9 protein-coding genes are annotated in these 12632 nt (G+C 70.3%); 3 read left to right on the forward strand and 6 right to left on the reverse strand.

What is annotated here, in order from left to right:
• Nucleotides 1–86 precede the first annotated feature (86 nt).
• Nucleotides 87–251, reverse strand: coding sequence for a hypothetical protein (locus IAI54_RS08560; RefSeq protein ID WP_187971943.1), 165 nt, complete (start codon nt 249–251; stop codon nt 87–89).
• A gap of 336 nt (nt 252–587) precedes the next feature.
• Nucleotides 588–1037: a GatB/YqeY domain-containing protein gene (locus IAI54_RS08565; protein ID WP_187971944.1), complete on the reverse strand. Its 450-nt coding sequence runs from the start codon at nt 1035–1037 to the stop codon at nt 588–590.
• A 298-nt stretch (nt 1038–1335) separates the two neighbouring features.
• On the opposite strand from IAI54_RS08565, the gene carA reads away from it, so the two are divergent.
• A complete protein-coding gene (gene carA, locus IAI54_RS08570) occupies nt 1336–2538 on the forward strand; it encodes a glutamine-hydrolyzing carbamoyl-phosphate synthase small subunit (RefSeq protein WP_187971945.1) in 1203 nt (400 codons plus the stop codon).
• A 63-nt stretch (nt 2539–2601) separates the two neighbouring features.
• Here the strand turns inward: carA and IAI54_RS08575 are convergent, their stop codons facing one another.
• The 3 genes from IAI54_RS08575 to IAI54_RS08585 form a co-directional block, all read right to left on the reverse strand.
• On the reverse strand, nt 2602–4176 hold the full coding sequence (locus IAI54_RS08575; RefSeq protein WP_187971946.1) for a pilus assembly protein: 1575 nt from the start codon (nt 4174–4176) through the stop codon (nt 2602–2604).
• 149 nt (nt 4177–4325) lie between these two features.
• Nucleotides 4326–5237: a KPN_02809 family neutral zinc metallopeptidase gene (gene ypfJ / locus IAI54_RS08580; RefSeq protein WP_187971947.1), complete on the reverse strand. Its 912-nt coding sequence runs from the start codon at nt 5235–5237 to the stop codon at nt 4326–4328.
• A 282-nt stretch (nt 5238–5519) separates the two neighbouring features.
• Nucleotides 5520–5708, reverse strand: coding sequence for a hypothetical protein (locus IAI54_RS08585; protein WP_187971948.1), 189 nt, complete (start codon nt 5706–5708; stop codon nt 5520–5522).
• 130 nt (nt 5709–5838) lie between these two features.
• On the opposite strand from IAI54_RS08585, the gene IAI54_RS08590 reads away from it, so the two are divergent.
• Nucleotides 5839–9012, forward strand: a complete 3174-nt coding sequence (locus tag IAI54_RS08590) for a caspase family protein (protein WP_187971949.1) — start codon at nt 5839–5841, stop codon at nt 9010–9012.
• 117 nt (nt 9013–9129) lie between these two features.
• Nucleotides 9130–11070, forward strand: a complete 1941-nt coding sequence (locus IAI54_RS08595) for an SH3 domain-containing protein (protein WP_187971950.1) — start codon at nt 9130–9132, stop codon at nt 11068–11070.
• 403 nt (nt 11071–11473) lie between these two features.
• On the opposite strand, the gene IAI54_RS28805 is transcribed toward IAI54_RS08595, so the two are convergent.
• Nucleotides 11474–12493, reverse strand: coding sequence for an SEC-C metal-binding domain-containing protein (locus IAI54_RS28805; RefSeq protein WP_210321226.1), 1020 nt, complete (start codon nt 12491–12493; stop codon nt 11474–11476).
• Between the last annotated feature and the right edge of the window lie 139 nt (nt 12494–12632).

Consider the following 12632-nt stretch of genomic DNA (forward strand, 5'->3'; position numbering starts at 1 on the left):
GCGGTGGCAGACCCGGGAATCAGAACCGAACGTGATCTGGTTTTGGATTTCCGGCCCCCGGTCGACGGCTCATGGCCGCGCCAGGGCTAGATGCACGCGATGAGGCAGCCCGCGTGGTTCAGGAACCGCCCGCGGAAACTCTCGACGATCTGGCTTTCAGGATGCGACAGCAATTCGAAGGTGCCTGCGTTGATGATCAACAGATAGCGCGCGCGGCCCGGCTTTGCAAAGGCGAAACCCGCGGCCACCATGTCCGGGGATCGAAAGCCGGTCGAAGCGCTTCCACCCGGATCAGGCCGTCGGTCCGGGACTGAACGGGCTGGACCGGACACCTCCACGAGGCCGGCTCACTTCCGCGACGCTGTGCAGTATCCGGCCGTCGCTACACGAGCCCCAGCCTCGGCTGCGGCACGATCAATCCCTCGAACCACCGCGCAGAACGCCATCTTCGCCGGCACCGCTTCCGCGATCCGTTCGACCTCCCGCAAACCGGACCTCGACGAAGTGCCTCGCCCAGGTTAACTGCAAGGTGTGGCCGCGGGCGTGCAGGTGGCGGGAGAACTCCGCGACAGGCCGCCTCCGGACCGCTACTGCAGCAGCCCCTTGACGATGCCGCTCGCCTTGCCGAAGTCCATCCGCCCGGGATACTTCTCGCGCAGCGCGTTCATGCAGCGGCCCATGTCGCGCAGGCCGTCGGCGCCCACTTCGGAGATCACCTGCGCGCAGGCCTGCTTGACCGCCTCTTCCTCGAGCTGCCGTGGCAGGAAATCGCGGATGATGCCGATTTCCTCGCGTTCCTGCTCGGCCAGTTCCAGGCGGTTGCCCTCCTCGTAGAGCCGCGCCGATTCCTGGCGCTGCTTGATCATCTTGACCAGAATCAGCGCGATCTCCTCCTCGCTCACCGGGTCGCGCCCGGCACTGCGATTGGCGATGTCACGATCGTTGATGGCGGTCTGGATCAGGCGCACCGTGGAAACGCGCCGCTTGTCGTTCGATTTGAGCGCCTGTTTCAGCGTCTCCGCGAATTTCTCGCGCATCGGAATAGAGACTCCCTTGGCAGCCGGCGGACCTTAGCGCCGCGGATTTGCGGACGCAATTCCAATTTTCCCGGGACAAGCTGCTGTTTTCGTTCACGAAAGCTTTTCTCTTCGGACACCGCCGGGCGGATTGACCACCCCTGGCGTTTTTCCTATTGTCCGGTCCCTGCATGGACATATATTGAGCGCGCGGAACCGGTCGCCAATCCGACCGTTCGCGGTTTTCAGCACGGGCATATGACCCTTTGCCCGGGCAGTTTCAAGACCGCTGCGCCCCTCGACCCGACGGAGAGACCTGATGATCGCAAACACGGCGCCCTGGGGCGCGGAAAAAGCCACGGCCCTGCTCGTGCTCGCCGACGGCACCGTGATCGAGGGCCACGGGCTCGGGGCCACGGGCCACGCAGTCGCGGAAGTCTGCTTCAACACCGCCCTCACCGGCTATCAGGAGATCCTCACCGACCCCTCCTATGCCGGGCAGATCGTTACTTTCACGTTCCCGCACATCGGCAACGTGGGTGCCAATGCCGAGGATATCGAAGACCTCACGCCGGCGGCCCGCGCGGGCGCCGTCGGAGCCGTCTTCCGCGCCGAGGTGACGCGCCCGTCCAACTACCGGTCCGACGGCGGCCTCGACGAATGGCTGAAGCGCCGCGGGATCGTCGCCATGAGCGGCATCGATACGCGTGCGCTGACGGCCCGCATCCGCGATCTCGGCGCACCGCATGCGGTGATCGCCCATGCTCCCGACGGCGTCTTCGACGTCGAGGCGCTGAAGCGCGAGGCCGCGGCCTGGCCCGGCCTCGTCGGCCTCGACCTCGCCCGCGAGGTGACCTCCGGCCAGAGTTCCACCTGGAAGGAGACCCCGTGGTCCTGGGGCGAGGGCTTCGCGGAGCAGACCCAGCCGTCCATGCACGTCGTGGCGATCGACTACGGGGTGAAGCGCAACATCCTGCGGCTGCTTGCCGGTCTCGGCGCCGAAGTCACGGTCGTACCGGCCATGACGCCGGCGGAAGACATCCTGGCGATGAACCCGGACGGGGTCTTCCTGTCGAACGGTCCCGGCGACCCCGCAGCGACCGGCGAATATGCCGTCCCGGTGATCCGCGACCTGCTCGACGCGGACGTGCCGATGTTCGGAATCTGCCTCGGCCACCAGATGCTCGCGCTGGCGCTCGGCGGCCGCACCGTCAAGATGCATCAGGGCCACCATGGCGCGAACCATCCCGTCAAGGACCACACGACCGGCAAGGTCGAGATCGTCTCGATGAACCACGGCTTCGCGGTGGACGGCGATTCGCTTCCCGACGGCGTGGAGGAGACGCACGTCTCGCTGTTCGACGGGTCGAACTGCGGCATCTCGGTCGTGGGTAAACCGGTCTTCTCCGTCCAGCACCATCCCGAGGCGTCGCCCGGTCCGCAGGATTCGCACTACCTCTTCCGGCGCTTCGTCAACCTGATCCGCGAGCGCAAGGGGGAGCCGGCCCTGGCCGAGCGCTGATCCGTCGCGGGCCGCGCACGCACGCGAGGCCCGCGCATCCCCGCACGCGTCGTACAGCCGGCGTCAGGACGAGATGCGCAGCCGCACGACGTCGTCCCGGATCGATCTGAACACGTCGTCGAGCTGGCGTCGCGACGGCGCGTCGAAGAAGTGGTTCAGGCTGGTCGCGCATTCCTTCAGCATCATGCCCGTCTTCACGTCCGGCTCCTCCAGCCGGATCGTGTAGACCACCGTGCCGGCAGCCTTGGCGTTCTCGCAGGCGGCGAGCGTGCGGGCATTCATGAGCCTGTTGGTGTCGGAGGAGGAGCCGGCGGTGATGCCGAGCCGGCCGTCGACCAAGTAGCCGTTGCTGGAATAGGACGAGCCGAACACGGTGCCGTTGTTGCCGAACACGTTCGAGCCGTCCGTCAGCACGATCATGATCTTCTCGATCCCGGGCGCCTTGGCGGTGCCTTCCGTGAACGGCGGCTCCGGCGAAAGCGCCCGCATGCCCCAGGCGACACCCTCCATGATGTTGGTGGTGCCGTTGGCCTGCAGCCCCTTCACCATCTTCTTGATCGCATCATAGTCGTTGGTGAGCGGCTGGATCGGCTGCGCGAGGCAGTCCTTGTTCGGCCCCTTGCCGCCGAAGGTGCTGGGAGCGACGGGCAGCCAGTTCGCCGAGGGATCCTTCGGATCCAACTGCGAGGCATCGGGAATGCCGTATTTCTGCAGTTTCTTGAGCTGTCCGGCGGGCGTCTTGTCCAGCGGATCGGCCGACGAGGCGATGTAGCTGTTCGAGTATCCCCACCCGTCGGGTTCGTCGATCGAGAACGCCGGCACGAACAGCGTCTCCGGCTTCCTGGGATTGGGCGGGACGTCGGAGACGTCGAGATCCTCGCCGTCGGAGGCACGCGTCTCGACGCAGCCTTTCCAGGTCTGGCCGAGATGCTGGAAAAGCTCGAACCGGCTGAGGCCCGTCGGAAGCTCGGTCTGCGGAAAATCCGCCTTGCCCTTGAGGTCGAGCCAGTCGGCGCCGGTCTTGTTCTTCATCTTGCCGTTCTTCCTGAACGCCGGGCCATGCTGGCTGCCGACGTTGACGAAGTTGGCGAAGGGGACGACGGCGAATTTGAGCTTCTCCGTGTCCTTGATCTGCGACGCCATGGTGTCCACCAGCCCGAGCACGGCGTCCTTCATCGCGGAGAGCTTGCCGCCCGCCATGGAGCCCGTGGTGTCGAGGACCAGCGCGATCTCGTACCGGTTGAAGGCGATGTCGGCGGACGACGACGCCGTGACCTGCCAGTCCTCGTAGCCGAGCACGCCGGCAAAATGCAGGTCCTGCCGCGCCGTCGCCTCGACGGTGACGCGCGTGCCGGTCCGGAACACCTTGAGGCCGCCATGTTCGATGCGGAAGTTCGCTGCCAGGAAGGACCGCGCGATGTCGATCGCCTCGTCGTCGCTGATCGTGTCGCCTTCGCGCGCCACCGCGAGCGCGGCCGAATCGAGAGCGTTCTGCAGTTCCGTGTGGCGATTGCTGATCGAGGAGAAGTCGATGGCGACGCCGGCGGCGAGCACGAGCGGGACCATCGCGACGGCCGCCACGATCGCGAAGTTCCCGCGCTCGTCGGCTGGAAGCTGCGCCAGCAGATTTCGGATCATGCCATGCCCTCTGCCCGTATCGTGGCAGCAGAAACCATAGCGCGAGCCGATTAAGCCCAGCCTAAACCGCAGGCTTAACGAAGGTTGAAGACGTCATGGCGGTTGCAGCCCGCCTTGTCCCTCCACGCGATGGCGGGTACCCGCCGCAGTCAGAGAGCGGCATTGAACGTGTCGCAGGCGTCGAGCCGGCCCGATTCCAGGCCGCGACCGAACCATTCGCGGCGCTGGGCCGAGGTCCCGTGGTTGAAACTGTCGGGCACGACGTAGCCCTGGGAGTTCCGCTGCAACGTATCGTCGCCGATCTGGTTGGCGGCGTTGAGCGCCTCGTCGATGTCGCCGCTCTCCAGCAGGCCCTTCTGCTCGGTGTAGTGCGCCCAGATGCCGGCAAAGCAGTCGGCCTGAAGTTCGACCCGCACCGACATGCGGTTGGCCTCCACCTCGCTCATCCTCTGGCGCTGCCGGTTGAACTCCGGCAGCACCCCGATGAGGTTCTGGACGTGATGGCCGACCTCGTGGGCGATCACGTAGGCCTGGGCGAAATCGCCGGAGGCACCGAAGCGGCGCTCGAGTTCGCCGAAGAAATCGAGGTCGAGATAGAGCCTGGAATCGCCCGGACAGTAGAAAGGTCCGCTCGCGGCGGAGGCGAAACCGCAGGCCGAGCGCACCTGGCCCGAAAACAGCACCATCGTCGGCTCCCTGTAGGTGGAACCGCCGGCCTGGAAGATGCCGTGCCAGACGTCCTCCGTCTCCGCCAGCACCACCCCCGCGAACTGCGCGAGTTCGTCCGACCCCTGGCTGGTGGTCACCTGCGTGCCACCGCCGGCGCCGCCGCCCTCGTCCATCTGGGCCAGGATCTCGAGCGGATCGATGCCGCAGGCCCGCAGTGCGAAGAAGACGACGACCAGGATGACGATCCCGGACAGTCCGCCGCCGCCGACCGATCGCCCGACCGGTATCCGCATCCCGCCGCCGCGGCCGAAGGTCGGGCCGCGGCCGATGCCGCCGCCTCCGCCCCGCCGGTCCTCGACGTTCGAACTCTGACGCCTGCCCTTCCAGCGCATTGGTCCTCTCCCTCGAGCCCGCCGCCCCCCGACGCTCCGAGGCGGGCCAGCCTGAAAAACAGATAGCCCGGCGCCCGCCGGGTGTCACAGGGAATCTCCGCCGTCCCGCCGGCTTTGATCGAGCGCAAGGCGAGGAGCCGGCAAAGGGTCTAGAGCCTCGTCCGTGGCGGGGCACGGGCTCCGGCTGAGGCAGGTCCGAGGGGGATTCGGGCGGCCTCGCATTGCGGTGCACGGCGGCGGCGGCGACGGGGAGGCCGCCGCCGAAGCCGTGCGTTCGGCGGGTCAGTCGCGCTGCTTGTCCTCGACGCTGCGGCCGTCGGAGCTTCTCGATCGCTCCTCCACGCGCTCCTCGCCCTTCTTCAGCTGGTCGCCCTTGCGCTCCTCCACCCGACGCTCCTCGCGTCTGGCGCTCTCGTGCAGATCGCGAGCAGCTTCGCGGCCGGCATGGCCGGGTGTCCTGTCGGTATCCATGGTCGCACCTCCTTCGGCGCACCGGCGCCGGCCACGGAAACGTGCGTCGCGTCGTCCGGGTTCCGCCGCAGGCGCTCTTGATCTTGCCGGAATCCTTTGTGAAGGTCGTTCGGGCCGAAGGAGCGACGACATGACGCCGAGACGGCGCGGGCCGTTCCGGCCGCTCATGCCATACGACATCGGCGCCGCCCTGCGGCTGCTGTTCCCTCTGCTGGCTCTCCTCGCCTTTCCGGGACAGGCGGCGGCGGCGGAACCGGAAACGCTGCGCGGCGTCGCCCTCGTCATCGGCAACGGTGCGTATCGGGCCCTGCCCCGGCTCGCCAATCCGATGCGCGACGCCGACGCCATCGAGGCCCTGCTCGCCGATCTCGGTTTCGATTCGATCCGCCGCACGGATCGCGACGGCCGCTCCATGCGCCGCGACCTCGAACGCTTCGCCGAGGATGTGGAAGGCGCCGACGTGGCCGTGCTCTACTATGCCGGCCACGGCATCGAAGCCGGCGGCGAGAATTTCCTCGTCCCCATCGACGCCGATCTCGCGGCGCTCGACGCTGCCGACGAGCGCCTGGTGCCCCTGTCGGAGGTGCTGGAGCGCCTGCGCCGGTCGGTCGCGGTGACGATCCTGCTGCTCGATGCCTGCCGCGACAACCCGTTCCCGCCGGGCGCGGTGCTGCGCAAAACTCCGGGTTCGCAGGCGCAACCGGTATCGGCCGGCGGCCTATCGGAAACGCGGGGCGCCCGCGCCATCGGCGACCGCGATGCCCCGGCCGACAATCTGGGAATGGTGATCGGCTTCGCCGCAGAACCCGGCCGGCCGGCCCTCGACGGCGTCGAAGGCGGCCACAGCCCCTATGCCGAAGCCCTGCTGCGCCACATCGACGCCATGGGGGGCGAGGAATTCGGCACGGTGATGCGCATGGTCGCCGAGGAGGTCTATCTCAGGACAGGCGGGCGCCAGCGTCCCTGGGTCAACGAGAGCCTGCGCCGCCTGCTCTATCTCGGCGCCCCCGCGCCGGAACGCGAGGCCGCGGAGGCGGCGGTGCTTGGCGAACGCCGCCGGCTGCTGGTGACCATCGCCGACCTGCCCGATCCGCAGCGCGCGCGTGCGGAGAACCTGGCGCATACCGGCAACGTGCCTATGAGCCTCGTCTACGCCATGCTGCAGGCGGCAGGCGTGGATCCCGCCGACGATCCCGACCGGGTCGAAGCGCGCCTGAAGACGGAGATCGAACGCTTCGCGACGCTCAGCCGCGACCGTCGGGCGCTCGACGATCCCGATCCGGAGATCCGGCGCCTCTCGGCGCTCGCCGACGCCGCCGAGCTCGAGGGCGCGCTCAATGCCGCCAGCGCGTTTCGCGACCAGGCCAAGGCCCGCGTGGCGGGGCTGCGCGAGACGCGTCAGGAGCAGCTGCGCGCCCTGCGCGCGCGCATCCTGGAGGATGCGGAGGTCTTCGTCCGCAGCGCCGAGACCCGCAAGCTGCTGTTCCGCTTCGACGACGCCGCGCGCGACTTCGGCGAGGCGCGACAGATCGCCGGCGAGGTCGATACGGCGCGCGCCGGGCGCCTGCTCGAAGAGGAGATCGGCGCCTGGCTGGTGCACGCCGAGATCGCCGGCGCGCCCGGCTCGCTGCGCAAGGCGGAGGAACTCGCCCGCGCTGCCCTGACCGGCGGCGGTCTGCGGTCCTCGGGCGGGCTTGCGTCCCTGCGCCACAAGCTCGGCCTCGTCCTGATGCTGAAGGCCGAGCGCGAAGGCGATGCCGCCCCGCTGGCCGAGGCGGTCGCCCTGCTCGATCAGGCAGCGGCGGACGACGCCGGGCGCGAACCTTCTATCGCTGCGCGGGTGGCGCTCGACCTCGGCCGCGCCCGGGGAGAAGCCGCCTTGCGGGCGAACCGGGTCGGAGACCTCGGTGCGGCGAAGGCAGCCTTCGAACGTGCGGGCGCACTGGCGAGCCAGGCCGGCGACGCGGCGCTCGAGGCGGAGGCGCGGTTCCGCATGGTCCAGGCGCTCTACTTCATGTGGGCGGCTGCGCCCGATCCGGCCCTGATGGCCGAACTCGTCGGCCATCTGGCCGCCATGATCGCCACTCTGGACCGCGCGGAGACGGACGTGCTGGCCGCCCGCTACGTCGTCCGCTCGGTCGCCATCGCCTTCGACGCCGCCCAGCGCCAGAACACGACGGGCGCCCTCTCGGCGGCTGGCGAGATCGCCGAGATGGCCGCCGGGATCTTCGACCCCGACCGGTTTCCGCTCATCGGCGCCGAGATCGGCAGCCTGCGCGCGCGGATCGCGCTCGAATGGGCGGAGCGATTTGGCGACGCCTCCGCCCTTCCCGCTGCACGGGACATGCAGCGCGCCGCCCTGGACGTCTTCCGCCTGGCCGGCTACGCCGCCGCCGCGCGCGATGCGGAGTGGCATCTGGCACTGACGCTGATCGCCATCGGCCGCCGGTCCGCGGACGAGGCTGCACTCGACGAGGCAGCGACCGTCCTCGACCGCCTCGCTGCCGATCCGCACGTCGCCGGGACCCCGGAGCTCGCGCTGCAGGTCGCGTTCGAGCAGGCGCGGACGAAGGCCATCGCGGCGCGGATGGCCCGGGACGCGTCCGCGCTGAGCGAAGCCGCAGCCGCCTTCCGCGCGCTGCAGTCGCAGCTTCCGCCCGAGCACCCGCAGGGGCAGCGCATCCGGCTGGAACTCGGCCGGTCGCTCGCCGCCGCGGGCGAGGCCGCCAGGGACGCGGCCCTGCTGCGCGAAGGCACGGGCCTGCTCGCCGACGCCGTGCAGGCGTGGGAGGCATGGGGCTCCGACGATGCCAATCCGGGTCCCTTCCTCGACGTCTACGGCGACTATGCCGGCTCCGCGGCCGCCCTTGCGGTCGAAGCGGGCGGGACGGACGACATCGAGACCGCGATCGAGGCGCAGGCGCGGCTGCTCGGGCTCTACGAGGCATCGGGGCATGCGGCCGGAGCGGCAGTCGCGTCGAACGGCCTCGCCTATGTGCTGATGCTCTCGGCCCGGCAGACGCAGGATCAGGACCGGCTGGAGCGCGCCGAAAAGCTCGTGGACGCGGCACGCGCGGGCATCGCGTTGTGGCCGGATTTCGAAGGCTATGTGGAGAACACGGCATGCGAGATCGACACCGAGCGGGCGCGCCGGACCGGCGACCGTTCGCTCGCACGCGCCGCGCTCGACCGCTGTCGTGCAGCGCTTGCCCTGCTTTCCCGCTCCGGACAGGACGCGGCGATCCCCGTGGCAGAGGCCAGCGCGGCCCGCGCCGGCGCACTCGTGCTGGACCTCGACCGGTGAGGCTTGCGCAGGTGAGCCGGAGACGGTCGCGGGGCAGAGGCGCCGCCTGCGGCGTTTTCGGCCTGTTCTCGGCCGGCGCTCTCGCCTAAGGAAGCGGCTCGACGTCAAGTGCGGCTCATGATGATCCGGTTTCGCCAGTCCCTGACCAGAACGCTCCTCGCCTCCGGCGCGCTGCTCGCCCTCGGCCTGGCTGCGGCGCAGGCCCAGGACGGCGGCGTCGCGGCGCCCACGCCCGCGAGCAGCGACGTGATCGAGACGGTCGCCGCCGTCGTGTACGGCGTGTCGGCCAACGACCTCCTCAACGTGCGGGCGACGGCGTCTCCGATCGGCCTGGTGCTCGCGCGCATTCCCAACGGCACCATCGTGACGCGGCTGGAATGCTCGATGTCCCGCAGCGCCGAATGGTGCCGCATCGAGGTGCCGGACCTCGACGGGCTCGTCGGCTGGGCGCCGTCCCGCTACCTCCTGTCGCCGCGCGACGACGAGGACGTGGTGGAGGCGCCGGCCGCGCCGCCCCGTCCCGTGGTCGTCGACCCGTCGCAGGTCACGATCGGCATCCTGCCCGATCCGCTGCCGATGCCGGAGGATCCTCTGGCCGACCTTGCCTCGGGCGGCCTCGCGGGAGGGACCGACATCCAGACGGTGCTGCTCGCACCGGCGCCGGGCGGGCCGCCGACCCTCGACGCCGCGCGCGAAGCGGCGAAGGTCGAGGGCGCCGCCGCAGAACTCGCCCTCGCCTTCGCGACGCGCACCGACCCGGCTTCGTCGGAAGTCTACAGCGCGTACGGAGCCGAAGCGGCGCCCGGCGCCGGGGCAGCGGGGACGACCTCCGAAACGGCCCTCGCCGTGCCGGTGCCATCGCCCCGTCCGTCCCGCGCCGACGAGACGGAAGCTGTGCCGGCCGAGGCGGTCGCGGCCCTTTCGCCGGCCGACACGGCGACGACTGAGGAGCCCGCCGCGCCGGCGGGACAGGCAGCCCCGGCGGCGCTCGAACCGGAGGCGCCCGTGGCGGTCGAGCCGCCGGCCACCCTTCCTGCGCCCGAGGCGGCCGCGTCCGCGGCGCCGGATGTGGCGCCCGCAGCCGAGCCGCCCGCGGTTCCCGCTCCCGCGCAGCAGCCTGCCGCCGCACTGGCGCTGCCGCCGGCCGCCCCCGGCGATCCCGCGCCCGCGTCTCCGGTCGTCCCGGAGCCCGAAGCCGCCGGCACCTCGCCGGCTCCCGCAGCGACTGCTTCTTCCGAGCCCGCCGACGGTCCGGACGAGACCGGCGAAGCCCCGCGCACGCTGCGCGAACAGCTTGCCGCGCTCCTTCCCGCCTGGAGCCGCCCGCCCGCCGGCGACGGCGCGGGGCCTGTGCCGGAAACGCAGCCCGGGGACGCCACTCCGGCCGGACCGGCGGCGGCCGCATCCGACGGCGACACCGCGGAGGCCGCCGCCGCACCAGCCTCCGACGAGAGCACCGACCAGATGGCAGCCGTCCGACCGGCTGAACCGTCCGCAGGCGCCGCGGTACCGTCGGCAGCCGGCGCGGAAACCGGCTCCGCTCGCTCCGGAGACGAGGCAGACGCCGCCGGCACGCCGCCGGCCGTCGATCAGGCCGCGGCCGTCCCCCCGCCCTCCGACGGCGCTGCGACGGCTGTCGCCGAGGCTGCGACGGCCGAACCGCCGGCCGCCGTGCCCGCGCCGATGCCGATCGCGCCGCGGCCGGGCGACGAACCCCGGCGTGTCGACACGGTCGCGCAGGCACGGCCGGTGGAGCCGACGCAGCCCGCCCCCCCGCCTGCCGGGGGCGAGACGGCCGAAGTCCCCTGCGCCCGCTATGTCGGCCAGCCGATGACCCGGTGCGAGGTCCGCATCCTGCGCCTCGGCCCGAATGATGCCGACATCACCATATTCTGGCCCGACGGCGGCGAGCGCCTGATCCGCTTCCGCGGCGGGCGGCCGGACGGCACCAACACGCGGGGCGAATTCCGCTTCACCCGCGAGGCCGAGCTGAACCTGATCCGCATCGGCTCCGGCGAACGCTTCGAGATCCTCGACGCCGTGCCGTTCTCCGAGTAGCAGGCCGCATCGTCGAACCCTCCGACCCGCTTCCTCACGCCGCTGCGCCCCGGCCTGCCGCCGTATGCGGTTGCACGGCGCAGCGGGGCGTTCATCAGGAGATCAGCTGGATGACGCGGGCGCCGGCAAGGTCGCCATGGCGAAGACGCCGCTTCGCGCAGCCGCGGCCGAGGCAGGAGCGCCGGTGGAAGATGCGCCGTCAGGCGTGCGCGCAAGCCCCTCGTCAGATGCCCTCGGCCGTCCGGCCTGACGCGCTTCGGCATTGGCGGCCAGGGTGCAGCATGGCCCGCGCGTCCGGCCCTTGGGTCGGCCAGTCGCTGGCAGTTCGGCGAGCGGAGCGGTCACCCGGATCGCGATACCGCTCCGGAGGGCGACGCTTCGGTCCGCGACAAGACCGCCGCCTTTATCGGAGGCAGCACTTCTTGTACTTCTTGCCGCTGCCGCAGGGGCATAGATCGTTGCGGCCGACATGGCGGTGCGACGTTTCCGGTGCGGCCTGCACCGCCGGCCGCGTGCTCTCGAGCAGGTCCAGGATCTTTCGCTGATTGGCCTCGGCGCGTCTCCGCCGAAACTCCTCCGAATAGCCGTGCCACGTCGACAGCTCGGCGACGGTCGATCCGAACGGTTGGAGGGTCGCATCTTTTTCGGCCTTCTCCGGATTGGCCTCGGCGTCTGCGAGCATCGCCTGGAAATCCCCGAACGTCGTGCCCGGCTGTAGCCATGCCGGCTTGCCGGGCACACGCACTGGCAGATGACGCCGTGCGAGGTCCTCCAGATCTCCGAACCGCAGCGCCGTCACGGCATTGGCCCAGGACGAGAAACCGTAGTCGCCGCGCGGGAGCCGGGTTCGCTCCAGGTAGGCGGCGAGGAACGCATGGGCGTGCGCGCGGTCGATCGCACCCGTCACCGCCGCATGCGTCCACGCCCGAAAACAGGCATGACGCGCGAACTGGTTGACGTCGGTATCCAGCATCGGCCCTTCGAGCGCCGCTGCATTCTCGCCCATCAGCGAACTCAGGACGGCGGGAATCGTCTCGGTGAGAGAGTCGCCGAACGGATCGACGCGGGTGCGATCCGCCACCAGACGCAAGAGAGGCAGGAATGCGCGCCGGTCGCCGATCTCGCCGAGCACGTGGGCCAGCACGCAGAGCGCCTCGAGTTCGCTGTCGGACGCGTCTGCAGCCGAGACGCGTTCCATCAGCGCGATTGCCGCATCGACGAAGCCTGCCGGCTCCGCGAGTGCCGCCCGGATGGCCGCTTCGGGAACCGTGTCGGATTCCGCGAAGTCCCTGATGATGTCGTCGAACGTCATGGTCTTGCTCCCTGGTCCGCCAGACTGGACCGTTTGGCCTTGCCGGCCAACCTCGCGCGAGAGGTCATCCAAGACTATTTCGACACGGGCCTCGTCGAGGTTGCGCGCCATATCCCTCCGCGCGCCGGGCTGAAGGCGAAGGCCGTTTTCAGGGGTTCCCTCCCCCGTCTTCCTCCCCTATAAGGCCCGCCTAGCCAGATACCCTTCTCCCTTGCGCACCGGCCGGGCCTCGCCCCGCGTCCGGCGCTTC

The sequence above is a fragment of the Aquibium microcysteis genome (genome assembly GCF_014495845.1).
GTDB classification, from domain to species: Bacteria; Pseudomonadota; Alphaproteobacteria; order Rhizobiales; family Rhizobiaceae; genus Aquibium; species Aquibium microcysteis.